General features: G+C 60.0%; 21 protein-coding genes, 1 tRNA gene and 1 pseudogene. 11 read left to right on the top strand and 12 right to left on the bottom strand.

Features of this window, described 5'->3' with window-relative positions; all coding sequences use genetic code 11:
- The first annotated feature begins 16 nt into the window (after window positions 1-16).
- From HRJ34_RS08000 to HRJ34_RS08015, 4 genes are all read left to right on the top strand, one after another.
- A complete protein-coding gene (locus HRJ34_RS08000) occupies window positions 17-1,396 on the top strand; it encodes an aromatic ring-hydroxylating oxygenase subunit alpha (RefSeq protein WP_016747532.1) in 1,380 nt (459 codons plus the stop codon).
- The gene (locus tag HRJ34_RS08005; RefSeq protein WP_100213070.1) at window positions 1,389-1,919 is read left to right on the top strand and encodes an aromatic-ring-hydroxylating dioxygenase subunit beta; all 531 of its coding nucleotides are present in this window, start codon (window positions 1,389-1,391) and stop codon (window positions 1,917-1,919) included. The genes HRJ34_RS08000 and HRJ34_RS08005 overlap by 8 nt, the downstream gene beginning before the upstream one ends.
- Window positions 1,920-2,440: 521 nt before the next feature.
- Window positions 2,441-4,255 (top strand): ATP-dependent nuclease, encoded by a 1,815-nt coding sequence (locus HRJ34_RS08010; protein WP_208633805.1) that lies wholly within the window; start codon window positions 2,441-2,443, stop codon window positions 4,253-4,255.
- Window positions 4,252-5,520 carry an ATP-binding domain-containing protein gene (locus HRJ34_RS08015; protein WP_226949106.1) on the top strand — a complete coding sequence of 423 codons (1,269 nt, stop codon included), beginning with the start codon at window positions 4,252-4,254 and terminating at the stop codon, window positions 5,518-5,520. The genes HRJ34_RS08010 and HRJ34_RS08015 overlap by 4 nt, the downstream gene beginning before the upstream one ends.
- A 54-nt stretch (window positions 5,521-5,574) precedes the next feature.
- On the opposite strand, the pseudogene HRJ34_RS08020 reads toward HRJ34_RS08015, so the two are convergent.
- The 3 genes and pseudogenes from HRJ34_RS08020 to HRJ34_RS08030 all read right to left on the bottom strand — a co-directional run.
- Window positions 5,575-5,920 (bottom strand): annotated as a pseudogene (locus tag HRJ34_RS08020) (transposase); the annotation flags it as partial.
- A gap of 580 nt (window positions 5,921-6,500) precedes the next feature.
- Window positions 6,501-7,622 (bottom strand): IS110 family RNA-guided transposase, encoded by a 1,122-nt coding sequence (locus HRJ34_RS08025; protein ID WP_208631983.1) that lies wholly within the window; start codon window positions 7,620-7,622, stop codon window positions 6,501-6,503.
- A 439-nt stretch (window positions 7,623-8,061) separates the two neighbouring features.
- A complete protein-coding gene (locus HRJ34_RS08030) occupies window positions 8,062-9,225 on the bottom strand; it encodes an IS110 family RNA-guided transposase (protein WP_208631982.1) in 1,164 nt (387 codons plus the stop codon).
- Between HRJ34_RS08030 and HRJ34_RS08035 the strand changes: the two genes are divergently transcribed.
- The gene (locus HRJ34_RS08035; protein ID WP_208633806.1) at window positions 9,224-9,826 is read left to right on the top strand and encodes a hypothetical protein; all 603 of its coding nucleotides are present in this window, start codon (window positions 9,224-9,226) and stop codon (window positions 9,824-9,826) included. The genes HRJ34_RS08030 and HRJ34_RS08035 overlap by 2 nt on opposite strands.
- 89 nt (window positions 9,827-9,915) lie before the next feature.
- Window positions 9,916-10,437, top strand: a complete 522-nt coding sequence (locus HRJ34_RS08040) for an outer membrane protein (RefSeq protein WP_208633807.1) — start codon at window positions 9,916-9,918, stop codon at window positions 10,435-10,437.
- Window positions 10,438-10,618: 181 nt separating this feature from the next.
- Here the strand turns inward: HRJ34_RS08040 and HRJ34_RS08045 are convergent, their stop codons facing one another.
- Entirely contained in the window at window positions 10,619-10,813 is a 195-nt protein-coding gene (locus tag HRJ34_RS08045; protein WP_208633808.1) for a hypothetical protein, read from the bottom strand.
- 612 nt (window positions 10,814-11,425) lie between these two features.
- Window positions 11,426-11,620, bottom strand: coding sequence for a hypothetical protein (locus HRJ34_RS08050; protein ID WP_208633809.1), 195 nt, complete (start codon window positions 11,618-11,620; stop codon window positions 11,426-11,428).
- A 170-nt stretch (window positions 11,621-11,790) separates the two neighbouring features.
- Here HRJ34_RS08050 and HRJ34_RS08055 point away from each other — a divergent pair, with 170 nt between their 5' ends.
- The gene (locus HRJ34_RS08055; protein WP_226949194.1) at window positions 11,791-12,069 is read left to right on the top strand and encodes an excalibur calcium-binding domain-containing protein; all 279 of its coding nucleotides are present in this window, start codon (window positions 11,791-11,793) and stop codon (window positions 12,067-12,069) included.
- A 1,183-nt stretch (window positions 12,070-13,252) separates the two neighbouring features.
- Here HRJ34_RS08055 and HRJ34_RS08060 read toward each other — a convergent pair.
- Both HRJ34_RS08060 and HRJ34_RS08065 read right to left on the bottom strand, forming a co-directional pair.
- Window positions 13,253-13,783 (bottom strand): DUF3251 domain-containing protein, encoded by a 531-nt coding sequence (locus HRJ34_RS08060; protein WP_208633811.1) that lies wholly within the window; start codon window positions 13,781-13,783, stop codon window positions 13,253-13,255.
- Between the two features lie 135 nt (window positions 13,784-13,918).
- Entirely contained in the window at window positions 13,919-14,476 is a 558-nt protein-coding gene (locus HRJ34_RS08065; RefSeq protein WP_208633812.1) for a recombinase family protein, read from the bottom strand.
- Window positions 14,477-14,731: 255 nt separating this feature from the next.
- Between HRJ34_RS08065 and HRJ34_RS08070 the strand changes: the two genes are divergently transcribed.
- Entirely contained in the window at window positions 14,732-15,553 is an 822-nt protein-coding gene (locus HRJ34_RS08070; RefSeq protein WP_208633813.1) for a hypothetical protein, read from the top strand.
- A gap of 266 nt (window positions 15,554-15,819) precedes the next feature.
- On the opposite strand, the gene HRJ34_RS08075 is transcribed toward HRJ34_RS08070, so the two are convergent.
- A complete protein-coding gene (locus HRJ34_RS08075; RefSeq protein WP_208633814.1) occupies window positions 15,820-17,538 on the bottom strand; it encodes a hypothetical protein in 1,719 nt (572 codons plus the stop codon).
- A gap of 725 nt (window positions 17,539-18,263) precedes the next feature.
- Between HRJ34_RS08075 and HRJ34_RS08080 the strand changes: the two genes are divergently transcribed.
- On the top strand, window positions 18,264-18,761 hold the full coding sequence (locus HRJ34_RS08080) for a MucR family transcriptional regulator (RefSeq protein ID WP_404947165.1): 498 nt from the start codon (window positions 18,264-18,266) through the stop codon (window positions 18,759-18,761).
- 302 nt (window positions 18,762-19,063) lie between these two features.
- On the opposite strand, the gene HRJ34_RS08085 is transcribed toward HRJ34_RS08080, so the two are convergent.
- The 4 genes from HRJ34_RS08085 to HRJ34_RS08100 form a co-directional block, all read right to left on the bottom strand.
- Window positions 19,064-19,139: transfer RNA gene (locus HRJ34_RS08085), tRNA-Glu, on the bottom strand.
- Between the two features lie 82 nt (window positions 19,140-19,221).
- Window positions 19,222-20,988: a single-stranded-DNA-specific exonuclease RecJ gene (gene recJ / locus HRJ34_RS08090; protein ID WP_208633816.1), complete on the bottom strand. Its 1,767-nt coding sequence runs from the start codon at window positions 20,986-20,988 to the stop codon at window positions 19,222-19,224.
- A gap of 141 nt (window positions 20,989-21,129) precedes the next feature.
- Entirely contained in the window at window positions 21,130-22,098 is a 969-nt protein-coding gene (glpX, locus tag HRJ34_RS08095) for a class II fructose-bisphosphatase (protein WP_012050905.1), read from the bottom strand.
- Between the two features lie 80 nt (window positions 22,099-22,178).
- Window positions 22,179-23,471 (bottom strand): homoserine dehydrogenase, encoded by a 1,293-nt coding sequence (locus tag HRJ34_RS08100; protein ID WP_029549136.1) that lies wholly within the window; start codon window positions 23,469-23,471, stop codon window positions 22,179-22,181.
- 198 nt (window positions 23,472-23,669) lie between these two features.
- On the opposite strand from HRJ34_RS08100, the gene HRJ34_RS08105 reads away from it, so the two are divergent.
- Together HRJ34_RS08105 and HRJ34_RS08110 are read left to right on the top strand one after the other, a co-directional pair.
- Window positions 23,670-23,870 carry a hypothetical protein gene (locus tag HRJ34_RS08105; protein WP_016747741.1) on the top strand — a complete coding sequence of 67 codons (201 nt, stop codon included), beginning with the start codon at window positions 23,670-23,672 and terminating at the stop codon, window positions 23,868-23,870.
- Between the two features lie 151 nt (window positions 23,871-24,021).
- The gene (locus tag HRJ34_RS08110; protein ID WP_029995073.1) at window positions 24,022-24,888 is read left to right on the top strand and encodes an alpha/beta hydrolase; all 867 of its coding nucleotides are present in this window, start codon (window positions 24,022-24,024) and stop codon (window positions 24,886-24,888) included.
- Window positions 24,889-25,024 lie beyond the last annotated feature (136 nt).

Raw genomic sequence — 25,024 nt, forward strand, 5'->3', positions numbered from 1 at the left:
GCGAGGAGTTTAGCAGATGTACCGATATAAACCTGTCAACGATGGCGACGAGGCGCGATATGTCCGCCAGGTCTGCGACCGTGTCGAGCAAGGGCTCAACGAGGGCCTGATGCCGGTCGAACCGTTTCAGGACGACAGCATCTTCCGCGCGGAAATGGAGCGAATCTTCACGCGGACATGGGTATTCCTCGCGCATGAGACCGAAATTCCCAAGTCGGGGGATTTCGTCCAGCGCCGCATTGGCCTGGATCCGGTCATTGTGTCGCGCGGCACCGACGGGCAGGTCAATGTATTGCTCAATCACTGCCGACATCGGGGCACGCCGGTCTGCCTCGAGGATTCCGGCAACACCACCCGGTTTCGCTGCCCTTATCATGGCTGGGTGTACAAGAATAACGGCGAGTTCGTGGGTGCGCCGGATATGTCGCAGGCTTATGAGAAGCGCCCGGACCCGCAAAAATGGGGCTTGTTGCGGGCGCCTCGCGTCGAAAGCGTCCACGGCTTCATCTTCGGATGCCTGGCGGAGAATGTGCCGACATTGCGCGACTATCTCGGTAGCGCGCTCTGGATGTTCGACGCCATTTTCGGTCTGCATCCTGACGGCCTGCGTGTCCTGGCGCCGCCGCAGCGCTTCATCATGCGGGCCGACTGGAAGAGCGGCGCCGAAAATTTCAGCGGCGATTCCTATCATGTCGGCACCGCGCATTACTCCGCGACGACCGCCAACCGCCCGGGCAGCGATCCGCGCGCCAATGGCGACAAGGCGCGCGGCTTCCTGTTCGAGAACGGACACAGCTTCATCGGCCATACCCTGTCGGACTGGTTCGGTCCGGACTATGAATATTGGGGCTATCCGCCGGAATTGCGCGCGAAGTTCGAGCTGTCGAAGCTAGACGAAACCCAGCTCGACATCATCAAGAACGTGCCGCCCACGATCGGAACAATCTTTCCCAACTTCAGCTTCCTGCGCTTCCCGGGCCCGACCGAACCGGGTCAGCCCGCGACGCCCTTCACCGATATAAGGCTTTGGCAACCTCTCGAGCCGGGCGTCATGGAGATGTGGCATTGGCAGCTCGACTTTGCCTTCATGCCGGAGGAGGAGCAACGCAAGTCCTACATCGCGGGTCAATATGGCTTCGGGGTGGGGGGCATGGTAGAGTCCGACGACTCAATTTTGTGGGAAGGCCCGGCGAAAACCGCGCGCAGTCCCTGGGCCAGAAAGGCCGAGATTCGCTTCCACTATCAGCAGAAACGGATCGACCCGAACCCGGATTGGAAAGGTCCGGGACAATATTACGATACCACCTATGGCGAATATATGCAGAGCGCGTTCTGGCGTCGCTGGCTCGATGACATGCGCAGTGACGGCTGTAGCGAGGGCGCCGACCATGACTGACCCAAAGGCATCGCATCCCTATTTGGAGGAAAGCGCGGTCCTTGCCGCAGTGTCCCGCTTCCTGTCCTATGAAGCCAAATTGCTTGATGAGCGCCGCTTCACGGAATGGCTCGACCTACTCGACGAGGCGATGATCTATGAAGTTCCCTTGCGCGTCGCGCGGACGAACTATGGGGATGAGACCTCGGCTGGCGGACATCACGTTTTTGACAATAAGAGTCGGCTGCGCGCGCGGGTGGCGCGCCTGATGAGCGGGCATTGCTGGGCGGAATCACCGCCGTCTCGCACGGTGCGAGTGGTAGGTAGCATCTTGGTCGAAAAGGCCGACGAGGACGACCTCGTGCATGTCGAAAGCGCGCTCATCCTCTATCGACAGCGCAACGACCCGAACCCTGGCGAAATCCTGTCGGCACGGCGACAAGATAGTTTCAAACTGACCGGCGATGGACCGATATTAACGAAGCGACGCGCGTTAATCGCGGACAGCGTGATCAGGTCTCCCAATTTGGACGTTTTTCTCTAAGCGATCTAGTGTCCGGTCAATCGGCCGCGGTTTCAGTGGGGTCCTTCTCTATGCTATATGGCAGCAATGTTCACGAAAAGGTCGTTCGCCGCCTCCTATGAATCGGTGAACGACCAGGGGTTCTGGGGTCGGGCGGGCGGCGCACGATCGATTACGAGGTGCAAAATCGGACATTGGGTGCCCGGACCGGGCGGCCTGAAAGCGGTCGTTCGTTACCGCTGCTCGACGCGCCCGCGTTGCGCCTCAATCCTGGTCGCTCGCCGAGCCGTTGGTCAAGCCCGGAAGCTGCCATTTAATTGCGGGTCTCAGATGATCGGCAGGAAGCCCATTTCGATGCTGAATGGCAATTCGCTGACTATGACTATGCGGCGGAAAGCAATCGCTGGCCTGCGGGTGACCGACCGTCACAACAGCACCCAACCGACCTCCATCGAGCTGGTCAACGCGATCAAACCCGACCGATCTCTTGCTGACAGCCTGGTACTCCTCCGATAGCTATCCAATCGATAGAGGGGGATGGAATGGAGATCGCCAGCTTAAAGATCGAGAATTTCCGGGGCGTGCAGAACGGTAGGATACGTTTCGCGCCGCACACGGTGCTGGTCGGCGCGAATAACTGCGGCAAGACCACTGTGATCGAGGCGCTGGCGCTGTTGTTCGGCCGCGATCGAATGATCCGGCAGCTAACCGAGCATGATTTTTATGGCAGCAATCCGCAGCCGCAGGATCGTATTCGTCTGACAGCGACCGTGATCGGCTTCCACGACGATGATCCCGCGCAGCATCCCGACTGGTTCCGGGACGACCGCGGCATCGTCAAATGGTGGAACCCGGCAGCAGCCACGGTTCATCCCGCGCGAACCGATCCGACGTGGAAGCTCACCTGCCAGATCGCCTTCTCGGCACGCTTTCATCGGCCGTCGCTCGAAGTCGAGACGCTTCGCTATTTTCATGATGATGACAGCGTCGGCGACGTCTTCGATGACGAGACCGCTACGCCCCTTCCCGCCCGTCTGATCCACGAGCTCGGCTTCTTCTTCGTGCCAGCGGCACGGACCTGGGACCGGACGGTATCGTTCGGTTCGGAGCTGTTCCGGCGGGTCGTGGCTGCCGGCGATGGACAGCCCTCGGAATCGGTGCTCGCCGAGCGCGACCGGTTACGCGCGCCGGAGGCGCGGCTCGAACAGGACGAACGCCTGTCGCCGATCGTCGACCGGCTTAATCAGGAGCTGCGCGGCTTCTTCCGCACCAACCCGACGCTGCACCTCAGGGTAACACCGACCGATTCCGACGGCCTGCTCGAGTCCGTGGTGTCGCACTATGCCCATAACGGGGTGGACCTGCCGCTCCCTGCGAAACGGCACGGCAGCGGACTCTTATCGCTCCAGCATCTGCTGCTGCTCCTGCAGTTCGGCCGGCTGAGGGTCGAAGCCGATGAGAATTTCTGGATGGCGCTCGAGGAACCCGAGTTGCACGTCCCGCCGGCACTCCAGCGGCGGCTGGTGCATCGCATCCAGTCGTTGTCGCGCCAGACCCTGGTCTCGACCCATTCGCCAATGGTCGCGGCGTTGGCGGACCCAAGCGGCGTCGCGGTCCTGCGCAACGACGATGGCGCGCTGACCTCGGTGCCGCTCCTGCAGTCGACGTTGCCGGCCGACACACCCAACAGTGTCCGCAAGCTGTTTCAGGTCAACCGGGTCGAGACGATCGCGGCGGTCATGCACGACTTCGTGCTGATCCCTGAAGGCCGCACCGACTATGAGTGGCTGGGCCTGCTCGTCCGCGCCGTCGACCTGCACCAGAGCTGGGCGGCGGCAGACGAATGCCGCTTCGATGCCTTTGTCGGTGTCATTCCCACGCACAACGGTTCGGTCGTGCGGACCGTCGCCGCGATGACGCCGCTTCATCCGCGCGTTTTTGCGCTGGTGGACGGCGATCCCGAAGGTGTGGGCTATGCCAATGCGATGGTCGCGGCCGGCGCGCCCAATACAGGTGTCATCTTGCGCTGGGCCGACGGCCAGATGCTTGAGGACGTGATCGGCTGGATCATCGATGCCGACGCCGCTGCCTGCCTGCCGACAATCCCGATCGACAATGCGCCGGCGGACGTTGCCGATCTCGTCGCTCGGCTGAAGAGTGAGGTGCGCGCGGCCGGCGGGCTCAAAAAGGACAGCTCGAGCTACGAGGCGATTGCCGGGGCGATCGGCACCAATGAGGCGTGTTGCGCCCGGGCGCGGTCACTCCTCAACGCGATCACCGAAGTTGCTCAAGGTGTCGATAATCCGCTCTTTGTGGCGGACCCCAACCATCTCGCCATCAAGGTGTTCACGCCGTGACCATCCAGGCCGTCGAAGGTGGTGCAGGATGCGGGAAGACGCACCGGCTGATGGCGATGCTGGCCGAGCGGCTAGAGACGCATCCGCTGGGCAACGGGCAGCGTGTCCTTGCCGTGACCTTCATGCACGGCTCTCGGCGGCGCCTGTCCGAACGGCTGCGTTCGGTCGCAAACCTGCGCGGTCGCGTCGAATGCTGCACGATCGATGCTTTCGCCTGGCGCATTTACCGACGTTGGCGCGGGCTCGCTGCCGCGCTCGCCATTCCGCCTGTGGCAGAGGGCGAGTTTGACAGCGTATGCGATGCTGCTGGGCTGCTGTTCGAGCAACCGCAAGTCTGCGCTTGGGTGGCCGCGAGCTTCCCAATCGTGCTCGTCGATGAGGGGCAGGATCTCAAACCACAGCGACTGCGCATGCTCAGGGCGCTCGCCGGTACGGTTCACGCCTTGATCGCCGCCGACGAATTCCAGTGTCTCGATCAGACGCTTCGACCCAATCCCCTTGTCGCCTGGCTCCAGCAGGACGCGAACCCCGAGACGCTGGTGCAGGTCCATCGCACGGACGCGCCAGGTTTGCTGGCTGCAGCGACCGCGATCCGCGGCGGCAATGCGCCGGTCAACGGTAACGGGTTTAAGCTGCTCCCGCCGGGTTCGAGCGTGCCGCTAGCGGCGACCCTGCTCGCCAATGCGATCGCCTGGCGACAGGGCGGCGATGTCGCGGTGATCACGCCGGCACTACAAGGCGGGTTCGCGATGTCGGTCGTCGCTCGCGTCGCCCAGGGGCCATGCGGCAAGAAGAATACTGGGCCTTATACCATCCACTGGGAGGGCAATGACCGGGACGAGGCGCAGGCGATCCTGGCCGGTCTCGATCTCGAGACCCATGCACCAGCGGTAGTGGCCTGCGCGGCGCTGCGCGCGATGCCTCGCACCGGCCCGGTGCGCGCGACATTGTCATGGGTCGAAAATCAGGTTCACGCCTGTGGACGCGCAAACTTCACGCGCGCAGAAATCGAGGCGGTCATCGCACGGCAGGTCTCGCTGCGGCGGCAGCATGGCGGCGGCGTCTCTCATCAGTTCACGGCGATGACGGTGCAGCAGGCCAAGAACCGGGAGTTCGACGGCGTCGTGGTCATCTGGCCCTATCAGGTGGGGGGAGATGCCGAACATAAGCGCCGCCTGCTCTACAATGCGGTCACCCGGGCCAAGCGGTGGTGCAATGTCATCGTCCAGAGCCCGAATATTCTCGCTGCCGCGCCGTTCGCCTGAATGCTCGCCCCCGTGTGGCCCCCTTAGCGCCGGGGCGCTTATGATGGATCTTAGTCAGGTTGATCCATAGCCTGAGTTGAGGAGGTAATTGCGGCATTCGGCAGGGCTGAAGGCATCGAGCAAAGATCCGATACGCCGCCATGTTGCTTCATGAGTAGGCTCGGCAGCCTTGCGCATCAGATGTTTGAGTTTTGCTAAGAACCTGCTCGATCGAGTTGAGATTGGGACTGTATGGCGGCAGGAACAGTAGCCTGGTGCCTGCGCTGCGGATGGCCTTGCGGATCTCAGGCTGCTTGTGACTGCTCAGATTGATGACGATATCGCGGGGCGAGAGCGTAGGGACGAGGAACTGCTCGACATAATCGGTGAAGCTCTGGGCGTTGATGGGCTGGTCGAGTACGCGAGCGCCCCTCCCGCGTAGCGGGTTCGTTCATCGGCCCAAAGAGGGTCATAACGGGCTTTGGATTGGGGCGGCCGCTTAATGTCCGCTTCCCAACGATCGAGGCAAAGGCCTAGCCTTCCCCTAACGATCAAGTTAAACCCCCTCTGCCGGCCCAGAAGGCTGGTGGGGCGTGAGAACCCCTCGATAAGCGGCCAGGTGCGGCCGTGACAGCACTCTCCAACCCATGCGGTCGGGGAGGCGTACGCGTATTCTCTCGTTGCGGTGGTCAAGAGGGGATATCGCTCATCGCCACATAGTCAGACCCTCCTTTGCCTGATGGTGCGCGTTCGCTGACAGGATTCGCTATTCTCTTCGAGGTCGTTCCGGCCGTTGGTTAGGTCCTCTTCTGGAGGAGCGAGCCGGATGCCGTCAGTTTGGGGTTCTTCCACGAGTGGCGCCTTCATATGTCAACAACGTCATGATCGCCCATTGGACGGTCTGACAATACGCGTACATCAAGGTCGCCTCCCCGCCGTTCCTGCAGGTAACGCCCGAGCGGGTTCAGACCGCCCGCCCAGGTTCCGCTGGTGTCGGACGATTAGCTGGTCGCCGCGGCAGGAGCCGCAGGTTCCATGGTCGCCTTGCCCCAGCGAAAGACGCTCTGGTCACGCCAGATCCTGTACATGACGGTGGCGAGCTTGCGGGCCACGGCCACCTTCGCCTTGTTGAAGCCGATACGATTCACAAGCCTCACGCCCCAGGCTTTCAACGTCGACCAGCGCTTGACGCTGACGAGCAGGACCGTGGCGGCCTGCACCAGATGCAGGCGCATGCCGACATCGCCGCGCTTGCTGATGCGGCCGTGGCGATCCTTCTCGCCGGATTGCTGCCGACGCGGCGTCAAACCGAAATACACGCCCACATCGGCGGCGGTCTTGAAGCGCGATGGATCATCCACCGCGGCACGGAACGCCAGCGCTGTGACGGGGCCTACGCCCGGAATCGTCATGAGCTTCCGGCAGATTGGCTCAGTCGCCGCAATAGCCTCAAGCCGTGCATCGGCATCGGTGATATGCCGCGCGAGCACCCGATGCACGTCAAGCAATGGTAGCAGCAGAGCCTTGATCTGGATCCCTATGTCCTGCGCATGCGTCAGGGCATCGACCACCCTGTCACGGAAGGTCTCTGCACCGACATTGCCGCGGGCCACCACAAAGCCAAACGGCTTCAGCAGGCCGCAAAGCTCGTTCTCGAGGTCGACACGCTGCTTGACCAGCCGACCTCGGGCGGCAAGCTGCACCCTCAATTCCTGGCTGGCCTGCTCCCTGACATGGACGATGTTCATCCAGTCGGAACCCATGCGGAGCAGTTCCGCCAGGCCACGCGCATCGTTGCGGTCGGTTTTGTGCCGCTTCAGCGACAAGGCCCGATGGGCATGCACCGCATCCATGCAGACCACATCGAAGCCCATTTTGCGCAAACCATGATAGAGCCATGCGGCCAGGCTCCCCGTTTCCATTCCCAGCTTCAGCGGACCGTCGAGCCGCTTCTGCAAATAGCGACCGATCTCGAACGGGTCGGTCTTCGCTTGGCCTTCCAGAACAACCTGGCCCTGCTCATCCACAACGCAGATGCTCGTGCTGCGCTGGCTGACATCAAGACCTACACTGAAAAGCGCTTCATGCCGGATCACATCCGCCGGCTCGACTTTCATCGCCATGGAGAGCCTCCGATTTCTGCGGTGACTTCGGCGAGTCGTGCATCGCACCCTCGCAACTGGCAGCCTCTTTCAGCCGCATCCCCACCGCAACGACCCTATTTGTCCAAGGCTACCCGCCCAAAGTCTCTAGCTGCTGCCCTCCTGAAGAGGATATCCTGGCTTTATTAGGCTATGTCATGATCTTCTTCTCCGTCGATCATTGCAAGTCCACATCATCCATCCCGGAGTGCAACAGTCTCTTCGCGGTCCGGCGCTTGCCATGGCCGTTGGGCCGATCGCCTGCCGCAGTATGGGCATTCACGTGCAAAGGGTGGAGCTTCAACAAGCGTAACGAGGTTGTCGCCACCTCACCTTTAGTCCCGAAGTCTCCGATCCCTCCGCCTCCCGGGAGGACTGTTTCGCCGCTATTGTGCGGGCGAACCTGGTGTGGCCTGCGCGGTTAAGCCGGTAGCCGGCCCTGCATCAGCGCACGGTGCGCCGACACGTCGGCCGCCTTGGCCATGAAGTGGGTGCCGTCGCGCCACAGGCTGAACATGATAATCGCCAGCTTACGCGCGAGCGCGACCTTCGCTTTGTTGAAGCCGATCCGCTTGCTGAGCTTGAGGCCCCAGTCCTTGAGCGTGCTGAACGATTTGGTATTCGACAGCATGACGGTCGCAGCGCCGACCAGATGCGTGCGGGTCAGCTGATTGCCCATCTTGCTGATGCCGCCATGTGTCAGGCTCTCGCCCGATTGATAGACGCGCGGGGTCAGGCCCAGATAGGCGGCCACGTCATCAACATGCCGGAAGCGCGTCGGGTCCTCGATTGCGCTGTAAAACGACATGGCGGTGATCGTACCCACGCCGGGGATCTCCATGAACCGCCTGCAGATCGGGTTCGATGCGGCCAGCAGTTCCAGTTCGCGCTCGATACGGTTGGCCTCGACGTAAAAGCCTTCGCATAGATCGAGCAGTGGCAGGACCCGTGGACGCAGATCGACGCCTTCGGTGTCGGCGATCAGGCACAACTGGTCGATGGCGCGGCTACGGTAGCCGGCGGCGGTTTCCGTCCCGCTCTCGATCCGCCCGCCGTAGACCCGAACCAGGCCGCGGATCATCGCTTCGGTTTCCCGCCGCTGTTTGACGAGACGGTCGCGCATGGTGAGATAGGCCCTGATCTCGAAGCACAGGTTCGATTTGACGTAGACCTCGGTCAGATATTCCCGACCCGTCCGTGTAATCTCGGCGATGCCGCGCGCATCGTTCGTGTCGGTCTTGTTCCGTTTGACCGACAACACGCGATGCACCTGCCGCGCATCGAGCACCACGACCTGGAAGCCCTGCGCGCGCAGCTTGGTCGTCAGATGCGGCGTGAGGCCGCCGCTCTCGATGCCAATAAGGGTGACATGCGATTTGAAGTTTTTACGCAGATAGCGTCCGATCTCGGTCGCGCTGCTTTTCATCGAGACCTGGTGAACAATCGCTCCGTCGCAATCGACGACGCAAACCGCGCTGCTCTTATAGCCGACGTCCAGACCAACCCAGAACCGCGCCGCGGACGGATCAGCCTCCGCCCGCTCGATCGCCGCTACGTAAGCCGGTGCCACAATCTTCTTCGACATGACCGATTCCTTCCCTGCCAAAATTTGGCCAAAAAAGGATATCCTCGCGTCGAGCGCCGGGCAGCAGCTAACCCACAAGCGGCAGCGCCTTGTCCTTGTGCAAGGTTACGAACGCCCGGCTTTAGGCCGGGTAGCCCCTAGGTTAACCAGTAGGGGCGGTATCATGATGAAATTAACATTGCTGGTCGCTAGTGCACTGTTTGGGGTATCTGCCGTATCGGCGGGCCCGATAAAACGAGTCATCAGCGTGGGGGAGATTGGCCCTCAGCCGCGCGACATTCTGGCGGGCGTAAAAGCCATCGGGCAAACCTATCTCAAAGACCCCGACAGCGCACAATATGAAATAGGCAGCATTCTTCCGGGCTACTGCAAAAAGGGCCTATTTCAAGGAAAAGGAATGGCTTGGCAGGGATGGGCGGTAAACGTCTTAATCAATGCTAAGAATTCTTATGGCGGTTATACGGGCTTTGAACCGCATACCGTATTGTTCGTCGGCGACATCGCAACTCAGATTATCGAAGGATACGACTTCGGCGCGTTTGGGCCTTCCAAGGGCTTCCTAGGCGGCGGCGCTGGAGTCTGCCAGTTTATCAAGAATTAGTTACATAATAATCCGATTTTAAGAACCTGTCAGCTCATGAATTCTGCCTGATACAGCTTCGCTGACCTTAAATATTAATGGGGGATATTGTGATCAACACCCATCTTAAGAAATCTATCCGCAGCATTCTCATCAGCGGCCTTGCCCTCGGCATGGCATCACCTGCTCTTGCCGATGGATTAACAGGTGCGAATGTCGAGGTTCGGCTGGGCTATGAGCGCCTGGACGAGATAGGCAATCCAGATGGCGTTACCTACGGCTTTAGGGCGGGGTATCAAGCGCCCGCAAGCAAGGACATCGTTATCGGCTTCGATGTCGGCTTGGATTCCTCGACGACAGAATATTTCGGCCTTTCCAAGAGCCATGACCTTTCCGCGATGCTCAAGATCGGGCCAAGGATCGGGGAAAACAGCCTTATATACGCCACCGGCGGCTATTCGAGGATGAAGGTCAAAAATTTTGGCAGCTTGGATGGATGGCGAGTAGGCGTTGGATGGCAGCACGCCATTTCCAAAAGCTTCTATGTTGGCTTTGAGGGTAACTACACTCGGTACAACGAGTTCAATATCGATGATAATATGGTCACGTTGCTAGCAGGGCTAAGGCTTTAACCGCACGACACGTGCCAAACTGTAGGCCCGGTGCCAGATATGCCATAGATGGCATTTATAGCCTCGTACAGGGCAACAAATCTATTTTAGGTGGTAAGAAAACAGCCATCTTTTCATAGACGAACTGTACGAGGCTTAAATCGCAAAATACGATATATGGCGCTGAAAGCTCTTGCCGTAGCTATTTCGCCAATCCGCGACGACCGGTGCTGATGACACGCAACTTGCCTTGCTGCTCCTCGGCAAGCGCCCGCGCATAGTGAGATGCAAATTGCCGATAGACATGTGCTAGCGCAGGATCGCCGGCTTTTTCGGCGAGCGCGGCGCTCTCCGAAAGGCGGCGCTCAAAATATTCGCGATGATCGGCGATGCTCATGGCGACCCCCGTCATAGGCTATAGCTGTTTAGATATCGTCGGTCGGCAGCGTGCTTGGCAAGCGGCGCCAGTCAGTTGTTCCTATACCTATTGGATTTAGAATCGACTATCATAGATCAGCTAACGTTCCCGGAATTTCCCTCAACGGAGGTGAAACAGTAGATGGACCGGGGTAGAGGCACGGACAGCTACCCGCCTTCTATCCCCTCTTGAACCGTCGCGCGGGCATCGGCCGTCCATCGTCGAGTTGGACCTGTACCTCTGCCCAGAAATCATGGACGGCTTGCCCGCGATGAGGATGGCTAAGGCATTCTCCTATCCGGGCGGTATCATTGAACCCTAGCCCGTGGATGATGCAGCTTATCGCCCGGCCCAGGTTGCAATGGCGCATATAGCGCCCGTCATCGGTAGACAGCGGGTGCATTTCTTGCATTGCCGTCCAGAAATATTCGAAGGGTTCGCGCCCTCCGTGGCTTTGGGAAAACAGATAGGCGAGGCTGAATCTAAGGGACCAACTCGGCTGGATCGGACCATCCTGACTTTCTTGTCGGATTTCGTAGAGAGCGGCGAGGGCCTTGAAAATCAGGTGCTCCCGAACAGTGATCATGGAGATTAGATCAAAGGCAATTGCTCGCCCTGATCGGCGCGGACCATGAAACAGGCGCGGGCAGCTTCAACAGCACGGCGATAGTGGATGGTGCCGAATTTTTCGGCTTCCTCGAACCCGACAGGGGCAAGCTCATCGGTCGGATAAACGGCATCGTAAACAGCACGGGCCGCCGCCCGTAAACGGAGATCATGCTCCATTTCCGCTTCCTCTTAGAACGAATCTGATGAAGCGGATTATTGAACATAAGAAGAACATAATTCAAGCCAATTCGGACTAACCCGGACTTCCAATGTCGCTACGAAAGCGCAACAAAAGGCGGGGGGATGATCCGATGAAGCACTATATCGCCGGTGCCGTAGCGTTGGGCATGGCAACAGCATCATATGCCCATAGCGGCGGGCTGAATGCCGAGGGATGCCATACTAACCGCAAGACAGGGGATTATCACTGTCATAGGGGAGGGAACGGCAACAACGCTCCTAGGGGCTCCTACGGCCTGATAGGATCGGGGTCGGGATCATCGTCGAGGTCATACCCTAATTGCACCGCTGCTAGAGCGGCTGGCGCTGCGCCTGTCTATGCGGGCACGCCGGGCTATGGTCCGCATCTAGATCGCGATGGTGATGGGGTAGGCTGCGAACGATAAGATGGCGGGACGGAAGATGCTGCCCGCCGATTGAGACAAGGCGCGAAGCGTTATATTATCCATCACGGGATGGTAAGCGCGATGCCCAACACACTTCTCGCCAGCTATTATGACGGACGAATCAGAGTCCTCTCCGGCCTGATCGCCGATGCCCCTGATTGGTTTTCGAAGCAGGTCTACGGCGCACTACTCGCACGCTATCAAAAGGATCGGCTTGAACTGGATAGGCAGGACCACCCCCAGCTAATCCGAGCCGATGACGATCAGCCATAAAGAGACCGCTCGGCTTTACATCTGATGGATTCATCCTGCGAGCCATCAAAAATGAGTTTTCTGCTCGCTCGAAAACCCGATTGTCAGCGCGGCGGACTGATAGACCCCAGCCCACCGCTTAAATGGGCCCTAAAATCGATTTAAAGCCGTCCTACAGCGCGACAAATGAAATCCAGGTGGTAGACAGCCAAAACTTATGCACCCCTCTCTGGCGGCCTATAAACTCAAATAGGAATGTGATTGTTTAGCGAAGTCTTACATATGAATCGGTCAACGATCTGGCTCAAATTCATAGCATATAATACCGACGATCCATGGATTAATTCCGCCCTCCACACTCCTGTTGATCGTAAAGTATCCGATAATATTTCGATCTTTTATTATACGCGGCGGGTCTATCGAAAATTTATTCCATGGGGACTCGGCATTAAACTGGTTTCCAAATGTTCCGAACTTATTCCAGATAGAATTCTGGCTAAATTTACTTCCATACTCGCCAAACTTATTGAATATACTTTCACCGCTCAGAGGGCTAGAAATCTGGCCCATATATTTGCCACCCGGGCTGACTATTAATGATCCGTCTAGCCGATCGCAGAATTCGTTCTGCGCCATCAGTGGGGTCGACGTTATAAGCGCCATGAGTGCCACGAAAATCCTCATGACCTATCGCCCTGTTGACGCCCTAACTACTTTGCCAGCGAACCAGCCAGCGGCGGCGGCAAATCCTCGGCGTACGACAAGGCCCTCTCCCCATACCTAGCCATTTCGTCGCCCTTCGCTGAAATCAATTCGATCCACAAGCGTAATGTATATATTCATCCGTTATCGATCGTTTTGCATTGGTCAGCGGAACGCGCTTGGTCAGGCGGGGTAACGGTGCGCCCCTCCGTCCCCGGTGATGCGCACCTCAGCGGATGTATAATTCGATATTTTTTACCGTCGCGGAATTGATCCTTACAAAGCCCAGCTTGTCAGGTGGTGTTCCATCGATCGTTACGTTTCTCGTCACCCAACTAGCAGGCGGAATTTTCTGTGAGATTTTAAGCGTTCCTCGACCAGAGCCTTTATAAATAGGTTCTCCGGATGGGTCGACGTTTCCCCACTGGGACGCCAACTCCAACTCCGCGATTGTGGCACTCGATGGGTTGCCGAACCTGAGCGTGAGAATCGAGCCAGAGCCCTGTGGCCTAACACTCATCAACTGGATAGTCAGACGGACCGTGCCTGCATCTAATATCGAGAAACCGGAGTCACCAAGCTTCAAGGTGGTGTTGGTCTGATCGAGTGACTCCAAATAGTCTAAACGACGCTGAACCTCCTCAAGGTCCTCTTTCGTAGCTGAAGGCGGCGGAGCTAACGCAGGATTATCGGTAGAAGGCATCTTTGTACCGCATCCAGCAATCAAGAGCATTGCTAGTCCAGCAGCTACGGTGCGCATGATTCCCCCTCTCGGACCCTTCGCTACCGCAACTATAGCGCATGATTGGCTAGTAGTGGTCAACCCAGCGGCTCCCAGACAGGCGCAATCCCGAGTCAAGCTGGGACCGTAGCAGTAGACGCGCGGCAGGAAGTGCTAGGAAACCGTGCTAGGTTCTAACGCCCTATAAACGCTCCCCCGGCCTATCCCCAACTCGCGGGCAATATGGGCGGGCTTCATGCCCTGGTTCTTTAAGCGCCGAACTTCATCCACAGGAACAGAAGGCTTGCGGCCTTTATATACGCCAGCAGCTTTAGCCTTCGATATGCCCTCCATCTGGCGTTCGCGACGGATCGCGGTTTCAAACTGGGCAAACACAGCCAGCATTTGAAGGAAGGCAACCCCCGCTGGGGTGGAGGTATCTATCGGTTGCTCTGTCGCCCGCAGGAATGCGCCGCGTTCCTTTACCTGGGCGACGATCCTTTCAAGGTCCGCCACCGATCGGGCGAGGCGGTCGATCCTCGTTACCATCAGGGTATCACCAGCGTGCAGGAAGGAGAGGACGGTATCAAGCTCTGCCCTACCGTCTGTCGTGGTGCCGCTCTTTTTTTCGGATCGCACGATCGTACAGCCCGCAGCCTTCAACGCGGTTTCTTGAATCGAACAATCCTGATCGTCGGTGCTGACTCGAGCATAACCAATGATGGTCGACATGGAGAAGTGTCCCAATAGACTCTAGACCATGGCTTAATATGTGTCCGAAAATTCGGAGTCAACCCTATTGGAACAGTTTTATTGTTCCGCCGAAATGTTCGATAAGGGTATACCTATTTGCAACAGCCGCTCGGGCAATCTAGCGAATGGAACCCATCCGTAACTCCATAACCGATGCCGACGGGCTCCTTATTGTAAAAATCCGTCCACCGATTCGACGTGTGTCCCGTTGCGTCATCTACTAGCGCGCGGTAAATGCAGATCATGCTCTGGCGAGTGGCGCACCAGTTTTTAGCTTGGGCACCGCCCGCCGGCGGCACAGCTTATGGCGTCAGTTTGGCGATTGCGGCGAGTGCTGCGCCCCTCAACCAGGATGCGAAGGCGTATCTTGACAGTCAGTTCGTCTTTATTCGAGAGGTCGCGACCTCGGGCTCGTTGCAGTTCGTCTCTTTCCTTATTGTCTGCGCTTGGCTCGCTACGTTTCTGTGGACTGGAAAGAAAGCTGAGCAGAGCGCGGCCCCCCCTCCACCTACGATCGAGAGGTACACGAGCGCCGAACGAACAGCGCAGGCGCAACCCTTAACCATCGAGCTACCAGACGCACAGGCTAACTCGCCCAATCTTTCAATGATGAGAGCGAAAGCTCAGGAATGGCACCAGGAGCTAGAGGCCTTCGACGCGACGTGGAAGCAGATAAAGGACCAATACGACCATATGTGTCGTCAGTTTTTCGACAACTATGGTAAACGAAGATCTTTTCCGCGAACCCGTGAGCCGCCGGTACCAGATGTGGCAGCGATCGTGCCTCATCTAGAATACACCTTTATTCAGGACATACCCACGCCGCCGATGATCGTCGCCTCCAGATCTCCAACCTTGTGGCCGCAGGATCTTGGGGTTTCCAGCTACGAGATAATCTATGATCCACTTGCCAATCAGGATTTTGAGGCGATCGAACGAGGTAACTTCGACAGAATGAGAAAGTGGATCAGCGATTTGTGGACGGCCCGCAAAATGTCAGCCGCTCAGCTTGAGCGCCTTGAGAGCCAGATCAGCGAAATGGCCAAATCCGCGTGATTAATGAAAACCTGGACTGTTTTTAACGTGGCGTTGATCCAGCGAAGCCTAATGATAGAGAACGTGAATCAGGGTGATGTCCTAGGTCAAATTTCGAAGCTGTTGCTCCAATCGATTCCCAGCCAACCCCTTCATAAATCCTACCATCACACTTTCGACGATCCTAGCCTATGTGTGATGGTCGGTTCTCCATTATAGGAAAATACCGTCGGATAAGAACTATAGAGAGATTTTAACGCGGGGAATTTTGCGTTCACACTTCCCCTTTAACTTCCTGCCCTATCGATCGAATTATAGCGATTCTCCAGGCCCTTGCTTAGCAGATAGGCTTTGACCTGCTCATGCCTCAATATTCTGGTCAGATTTGCCTTGATCGTCATGCCCGTGGCGGCCCTCAAGTCCGCCTTGGAGATCGATAGATTTTTCGGATCAGAGAAGTAGGCTTCCAAATGCCGGATTATCTCCCCCGCTTTGCCCTTGACGGGCCTAGCAGGACTCCAGGCCGAAATAGCGCAATTAGGGAAAGTCTCGTTCAATAGACCCTCGGGATCATTCCTATCCGCCATGATGACGTAAACATCGGCCTTGCCGCAAAAGCCCTTGTTCTGATTCCGTACATGCGACCGGCAGATAGCCTGCAATAGGTTATGGGCAATCTCCCCCCGCTCGACGGCCTGCAAGTCGGTAGGGTTCACAGGGCCTACCGTTCCTGCCGCCGCAGCATATTTCGCTCGATAAGCAGCCGGGGAATAAAGCTGCGGTCCCACCACCAGAACCTTTTTAAGGTGGCCATAATCATTGGTGCCATGGTGGTTTCCCCAGTTCACAAATTTGAACTGCGAGGGGTTTACCAAGCGCTTCCTTAGCTCGTCCTCTATATCCATCACGAAATCAGCTTTGTGGCTTATCACCAGCCAATCTTCATGCGGATCACGGTTCAGAAGGTCGGCGGCACGATCCAAGATAGCATTGCGCTTATCCGCCTTCCGCAGGGTGCTTTTGCCGCTGCCTGTTTTCCAGAGATGAAAGGTCAGGTCATCATATCGAAGGGCCAAGGGTTCGAGCACCTGGACGTCAGGGCATCGCTTTTGCCATAGGTCATAGGTACGCCGTACCCTCGCCGATGCATCCAGCACGATTAATGGGGCGATATCCGCCGGTAGTTGATGGCTGCAACCAGCTAGAGCCCAGCCCGTGCCATAAAATGGAGTTTTAACGGCTTCCGTGCCTTCCATCAGGCCCAACCCCTTCAATGTTTCACGCTGGGGTTTATCGAGGAGCTTCTTTCTCGCTGATTCCACGCCAATAGCCATCCGAGCAAAGGCCGATGATATTGAAATCATATCGTCCCCCGCTGCCCGGTCACATATTCCAATAAATTCCTCCAACGTCGCGACGAACTTTGGTTCAACCGGTCTAAGGGGAAGGAAAAGAGCGGTAAGTTGATCCCTTGAAATACATACAGCCTCAGCAGGATCGATGGTTTCATCCCACAACCTCAATCCCCGGGGCGCACCATGGAAATGGAATTCCGAGCAATCGGCAAAAAGCTTACCCTTCACCCGACTCCGGAACATTTGCTGGGTGGTGAGGAGAACGGTGGCTTCATCAACCTTGCCGCTACCAAGGCCCTTGACATTATATCCGGCATCCCCGGTGAACACCGCATAATCGTGGTCGGTGAGCCCTGCATTCTTAATATAGGCATCGATTTCCCATAGCCGGGAAACCACAACCAATGCCCCTTTGTCCAAGGAGCCGTATTTGACCATAATCCCTAGCTTTTCCGCTGATTTTAGGGATTTTCCAAAACCGGGATCGGCAGGGAAAACGATGATCTCTGAGGATGAAGCACCAAATGTTATCCTCCTATTGAGCTCATCGAACCGGCGATCAATCTTAATCTCATTTATGCTTTCTTCAAATTCCCGATCGTCATCAATAACTGATGCGGCCTTATATGCGGTATATTTATCTAATTTCATTAAAAGGTTACTCCTATAAAAAGTAACCATTTTTCTATTAAAATCTTTATATAGGAAAGTGATTACATTTTCTTGGATTTGGTTAGCATAAACCTAATCCATATGCAATCCATTCCCGTAACGTGTTGAATAAACCTGGAATCCTTACCGCTAAGGCGGGTTTATTTTACTTAAATTATATTAAATTATCTTAACTTCTGGTGATATAACCACAGAGATTTAACTTAATTTTTCTTTTCTTTCATCATCTCCGGTATATACTTAAACTCTATGGATTATCTCCGGTATTAGCGAAGCGTCCAGATTTCCCGCGAAGCGGGAGTGTTGGAATAATCGCAGGGGATGACCCTAGATCAGGCGCAAAAGGATTATGTCGCGAAACACGGTCCGCAGCCTCGCCCTTGAAGGCGGCGCTCATGGATATCGCGGCGAATATAGGAACCTTTGGAGTCATGACGATCCTCGTGGTGAAACGTGGATCACCTCTAATAGGCCCGGAAATAGGGCTTGCAAGAGCTCGTTTTTGACGCCCTCTTAACTAATATCTGATGCGCTCTTAAATAAAGAAAACGTCAGATTTCCGCCATTTCCCGAGGATTGTATCGGACCATGAATATTTTCGATCAAGGATAATCGCTTGTTTGATTTTACCTCCCCGTTTGTCTCGGCCTACAAGGCTGTTAGCAACACAGTAGAAGCGTACCCTCTTTATAATGGAGCGGATTTTGTCCGACGGCATCACTAACAACACCGACACCCTTCTTGCCCTTACCGCTGACATCGTTGCCGCCCATGTGTCGAACAACATGGTGGCGGCTGGTGATATCCCGGCCCTGATTAAAAACGTCCATGACGCCTTGAATGGCCTTGGTCAGCCGGTTGAAGCCCCACAGGAGGAATTGAAGCCTGCCGTCTCCGTCCGTTCATCGGTGAAACCCGATTACATCGTCTGCCTGGAGGACGGTAAGAAGCTCAAGATGCTCAAGCGCCATCTGATGACCCATTATCAGATGACCCCCGAGCAATATCGCGCCAAGTGGGGCTTGGCCGCCGATTATCCGATGGTTGCACCTAACTATGCCGAGCAGCGCAAGCAGCTTGCGATGAAGATCGGTCTAGGCCGCAAACCCGCCTCCACCAAGGCGCCCGCAAAAGCTCCAGCAAAAGCACCTGCAAAGGCCCCCGCTAGAGGTCGTCCGAAGAAGGTCGAGGCATCAAGCTGACCTCCTCATCTAAATAGGTCAAATTTGGCCCATATAGGCCCGTAGAGCGCTATTTTTGGATTTAGGCTGGTCGACAGCCATATCTAGGAATAGATGCTTTACGGGCTTTATTTTAATCGCTTTCGATAGCGTTGCGCATCGGATCGCCAGTTTGGCGCGTCCCCCCGCGCAATCTCCAAGACGATGATCAGTCTGAATGATTCCAGCAATCTTCGACGCCGTTCGGGATCACAAAAAAGTGTGATACAATGGTGTGTTACAAACGCACCATTTTTCCGCCTAAGTCCTTGAAAAACAAGGAATGGTGACCCCAACGGGACTCGAACCCGTGTTTTCGCCGTGAAAGGGCGACGTCCTAGACCGCTAGACGATGGGGCCGCGTAGCGTCGTGGCGGGCCGATTAGGGCAGGTGTCGGGGATGGTCAAGGCGGCTGTACGAATATTTCGCACATGTCCGCCCTCAATCGGCCCAGGCGGCGTCCTCGACATGGAGTTCCGCGGCCGGACGGCTGCCCCAGTCGTCGACCTTGGGGCGGCCGGCGATCCACAGGGTGCGGTCGGGGCCGGCGCCGAGCAGCGCCTGGCCGAGCGCGCTGTCGGCGGCGCGGAAGGCGATCGTCTTGATCGAGCGGCCGTCGCGACCCGAGACGATGGTGCGGACATGCCCCTGCCCCACCACGTCGGCCTTGATCACCCGCACCGCGCCCGCGGCTATGCGCGGCGCGGGCCAGCCGGCGCCATAGGGGCCGCCCGCCTCCAGCGCCTCGACCAGCGACGGGGTGACGCCGCCCGGCGCCACCACCGCGTCGAGCAGCAGCGCGCGATCGTCGCGGGCCCTGGCGACGTCGCTCGCCAGCCGTTCCTCCAGGAAATCGGCGAGCGCGTCGACCCCGCCGGGCGCCACCGTGACCCCCGCCGCCATCGCATGGCCGCCGCCCGCGACCAGCAGGCCCATGTCCTTGGCGGCCAGGATCGCCGCGCCGAGATCGACCCCGCCGATCGAGCGGCCCGATCCCTTGCCGACGCCGTCCTTGTCGAGCGCGATCACCAGCGCGGGACGGCCGAGCTTCTCCTTCAGGCGGCCGGCGACGATCCCGATCACGCCGGGATGCCAGCCCCCCGCCGCGACCACCGCGACCGATCGGTTGCCCTGCGAGCCGGACAGCGTCTCCGCTTCCTCCTGCACCGCCTTCTCGATCGCGCGGCGCTCCTCGTTGAGGCGGTCGAGCTCGGCCGCGATCGTCCGCGCCTCGTCGCGATCCTCGGTGGTGAGCAGGCGGACGCCGAGGTCGGACTTGCCGACCCGGCCGCCGGCGTTGATCCGGGGGCCGAGCGCGAAGCCGAGGTCGGTGCAGGTCGGCGCCCGTTCGAGCCGTGACGCCTCGATCAGCGCGGCGAGGCCGATGTTGCGGCGGCCCGCCATCACCTTGATCCCCTGCGCGACGAACGCCCGGTTGAGCCCGCGCAACGAAGCCACGTCGGCGACGGTGCCGAGCGCGACGATGTCGAGCAGGTCGATCAGCTTGGGCTCGGCCCGGGTCGCGAAGAAGTTGCGCGCCCTGAGCACCCTCAGCAGCGCCGCGCCGAGCAGGAAGGCGACGCCGACCGCCGCGAGATGGCCGTGCGCCGCGCCCTCGTCCTCGTCGAGCCGGTTCGGGTTGACCAGCGCGAAGGCGCGCGGCAGCTCGGCGGCGCATTTATGATGGTCGACGACGATCACGTCGATGCCGGCGTCGCTGGCGAGCTTCAGCGCCTCGAACGCCTGCGCGCCACAATCGACGGTGACGATCAGCCGGGTGCCGCCCTCCCCGATCTTCAGCAGCGCCTCGCCCGAGGGGCCGTAGCCCTCCATCAGCCGGTCGGGGATATAGAACCCCGCCCTCAGCCCCAGGTCGCGCAACAGCCGGATCAGCAGCGCCGCCGAGGTCGCGCCGTCGACGTCATAATCGCCGAAGATGGTGACCGGCTCGCCATGCTCGACCGCGTCGGCCAGCCGCGCCGCCGCCTCGTCCATGTCGCGGAAGATCGACGGATCGGGCATGAAGCCGCGGATCGTCGGCAGCCGGTGCAGCTCGACCGCCTCGCGCGGGCATCCGCGCGCGAGCAGGAGCTGGGTGATCAGGTCGTCCGCCTCGAACCCCGCGTCGATCCCGTCGACCGTGCCGCCCCGCCAATGCCAGGGCTGGCCGAGGATCGAACGGGCGACGTTGAGGACGGGAGTGCGCATAGAGGTGCCTTAGCGCCTCACGCCGGGATGCTGAACCTGATTCAGCGCCATCCGGCAACAAGGGTGAGGATAGCGTGCCCTCACCCTCTCATTGCCCAGGCAATGGGCCCCTCCCTCTCCCCGAGGGGAGAGGGATAAAGGTCAGTTGCGATGTTCGCCGCGAACCCAGCGGACGGTGCCGCTGGAGGCGCGCATCACGACGCTCTCGGTGGTCATGCAGCCGCTGGCGCGGCGCTTGACGCCTTCGAGCAGCGAGCCGTCGGTGACGCCGGTCGCCGCGAAGATCGCGTCGCCCTTCACCAGGTCGTCGAGATGATAGATGCGGTCGAGGTCGGTGACGCCCCATTTGCGGGCGCGGGCCTTCTCGTCGTCGTTGCGGAACAGCAGCCGGCCCTGGAACTGGCCGCCGACGCACTTGAGCGCCGCCGCCGCGAGCACGCCTTCCGGCGCGCCGCCCGAGCCCATGTAGACGTCGATCGTCGTTTCCGGATTGGTCACCGCGATCACGCCGGCGACGTCGCCGTCGGGGATCAGCATGATGCCGCAGCCAAGCGACCGCAGCTCGGCGATCAGCTTCTCGTGGCGGGGCCGGTCGAGGACGCAGGCGATGATCTCGTTCGGCTCGACGCCCTTGGCCTTGGCCAGCGCCTTGACGTTCTCGGTCGGGCTGCGGTCGAGGCCGACGATGCCGGGCTCATAGCCCGGTCCGATCGCCAGCTTGTCCATATAGACGTCGGGCGCGTTGAGCAGGCCGCCCTCCTCCGCGATGGCGAGCACCGCCAGCGCGTTGGGGCCCGCCTTGGCGGTGATCGTGGTGCCTTCGAGCGGATCGAGCGCGATGTCGATCTTCGGGCCCGTGCCGATGCCCGATCCGACCTTCTCGCCGATGTAGAGCATCGGCGCCTCGTCGCGCTCGCCCTCGCCGATCACCACGGTGCCGTCGAAGTCGAGCCCGTTGAAAGCTGCGCGCATCGCTTCGACCGCGGCATGGTCCGCGGCCTTTTCGTCGCCGCGACCGACGAGCTTCGAAGCGGCGATCGCGGCCGCCTCCGTCACCCGCACCATTTCCAGAACCAGAACCCGGTCGAGCGCCTTGCTGGGCTTTACCATCTAGGATTGCCTTTTCTTCTGTTTTTGGGATCGGCGAAGCGATTAAGCGAGCCGCGTGACAATGTCGAGAAGCGCAGCCTCTATTCGTCGAGGATATGCATCAACATGGGCGTTCCGGCGAGGCTCTGCGAGCCGGCGAGCCGGTCGAGCGCATCGGCGACCGCGCGCTCGGGGCCGACATGCGTCACCATCGCGATCAGGACGTTGCCGTCGTCGGCGACGCCGCGCTGGATCAGGCTCTCGATCGAGACGCCGGCGTCGCGCATCGCCGCGGTGATTTCGGCCAGGACGCCCGGACGATCGGCGACGGTGAAGCGCAGATAGGCGCGGCCGCGCCGGTCGCCGGCGGGCGCCGTCGCCGGCTTGGCGAGTGCCGCCACCGGCATGGCGAAGGCGGGCCCGGTCTCGCCGCGCGCGATGTCGATCAGGTCGGCGACCACCGCCGACGCGGTCGGCCCCTCGCCCGCGCCGCGCCCCTGAAAGAACAGCCGGCCGACGAAATTGCCGTGCGCGACCACCGCGTTGAGCGATCCAGAGACATGGGCGAGCGGATGGCTGAGCGGCACCAGGCAGGGATGAACGCGCTGGAACAGCCCCTTGGCGCTCTCCTCGCCATGGCCGACCAGCCGGACGCGGAAGCCGAGCGCGGCGGCCTCGGCGATGTCGGCGGCGATGATGTGGCGGATGCCGGTGACCTCGATCGAATCGAAATCGACCGCGGTGCCGAAGGCGAGGCTGGAGAGGATCGACAGCTTGTGCGCCGCGTCGATGCCGTCGATGTCGAAGCTGGGGTCGGCCTCGGCATAGCCCAGCCGCTGCGCCTCGGCGAGCACCTCGGCGAAGTCGCTGCCCTTCTCCTCCATTTCAGTGAGGATATAGTTGCAGGTGCCGTTGAGGATGCCGAACACATGGCTGATCACGTTGGCGGCCGCGCCCTCGCGTAGCCCCTTGATCACCGGGATGCCGCCCGCGACCGCCGCTTCATATTTGAGCGCGACGCCCTTCTGCTCGGCCAGCTCGGCCAGTTCGAGGCCGTGATGCGCGATCATCGCCTTGTTGGCGGTGACGAAGGGCTTGCCCGCGCCGAGCGTGTCGCGCGCCAGGGTCAGCGCCGGGCCGTCCGACCCGCCGACCAGCTCGACCACGACGTCGACATCGCCCGACGCCGCCAGCGTGGTGGCGTCGTCGACCCAGGCGAAGCGCGAAAGATCGACGCCGCGATCGCGCGACCGGTCGCGCGCCGAAACGGCGACGATCTCGATCGGGCGGCCGGCACGGCGCTCGATGAGCGCGCGGTTCTCGTCGATGAGCTTGACGACGCCCGCGCCGACCGTTCCCAAACCTGCGAGCGCGACCCTCAACGGCTGCGACATAGATACCCTTTCTCGAAATACCGCCCGCGTCCTAGGGAGCATCGCCGCACTCCGCAACGGCGCTAACGCGCCGATGCTCGTTTCGTCATCACAATATCGCGTTTTCAACGGGTTGATCCGTAACGACAGGAACGCCCGCCGCCCCCTGCCCGTTCTGCCCACCGTCCCAATGCCGGGACATTCGCAGGAGAAGATGCCATGGGCGAGAATCGCCAGGGCGGCAACGACCGCAACAATCCGTCCTCCATGGGCCAGCAAGGACAGCCGCACGAACGGCAGGACCAGCAGCGCCAGGGCTCGGTCGACCGCCAGCAGAACCAGCAAGGCAAGGAGCAGCAGCAGGACCGCAACCAGCAGCAGCGCCGCGACCAGGCCGATCGGGACGACAAGCAACGCTGAGCCGTCGCCACGATAGATCGTCATCCCGGACGTGATCCGGGATGACGCGCTGGGCGCCCCATCCATCCGAATGCCGCCGATCACAGCGCGCGCCGCAACCCGTCGTTACCGGCTGACGTAATCTCGTTCAGCCGATAATGACGGAGCCATGATGACGAAGCTCACCCTCGCCGGGGTCGCGGTGCTGATGTGCGGGGCGCTGGTGGCGGCGGCCTGCTCGCCGTTGCGCGCGTTCGATACGGTGATGCCCAAGGACGGCGCGAGCCGGCTGGTCGCCGCCGACGTCCCCTATGGCGAAGGGCCGCGCCGCCAGCTCGACGTCTACGCCCCGGTCGCCGGAGCGCATCGCCCCCTGCCCGTCATCGTCTTCATCTATGGCGGCTCCTGGGCCAACGGCACGCGCGAGGGCTATCATTTCGCCGCGCGGGCGCTGTCGGCGGCGGGCTTCGTCACCGTCGTCCCCGACTATCGGCTGGTCCCCGAGGTGCGCTTCCCCGGCTTCGTGCAGGATTGCGCCGCCGCCGTCCGCTGGGTGCGGGCGCATGCCGGCCGCTATGGCGGCGACCCCGGCCGCATCGTCCTGGTCGGCCATTCGGCGGGCGCCTACAATGCGGCGATGCTGGCGCTCGACCCGCAATTCCTGGGTCCCGACCGCGCCGCGATCAAGGGTTTCGCCGGGCTCGCCGGCCCCTATGACTTCCTGCCGTTCAACGGGAAGGTGGTGACCGACGCCTTCGGCGCCTGGCCGAAGCCCGAGGAGACCCAGCCGATCCACTATGCCGACGCCTCGGCCCCGCCGGTGCTGCTGCTCCACGGCGGCGAGGACGGCACCGTCTGGCCGAAGAATTCGATCAACCTCGACGCCCGGCTGCGCGCGGCGGGCGTGTCGTCCGAACTCAAGGTCTATCGCGACCTCGGCCATGTCGGCATCGTCACCGCCCTCGCCCGGCCGTTCCGGGGAGAGGCCCCGGTGCTGGCCGACATCACCGCCTTCGCGCGGCGCGTGACGGGGAGCTGAGGTCAAGACATCACCCGTCATGCCGGCGGAGGCCGGCATCTCGGGCGGCTCCTGTTCCGACCTCATCTCCTCACCTGCCGAGATCCCGGCCTCCGTGGCATGACGCATCCTCGGAACCCCTTGGCGGGGCCTATGC

Source organism: Rhizorhabdus wittichii (assembly GCF_017607425.1).
GTDB lineage: Bacteria > Pseudomonadota > Alphaproteobacteria > Sphingomonadales > Sphingomonadaceae > Rhizorhabdus > Rhizorhabdus wittichii.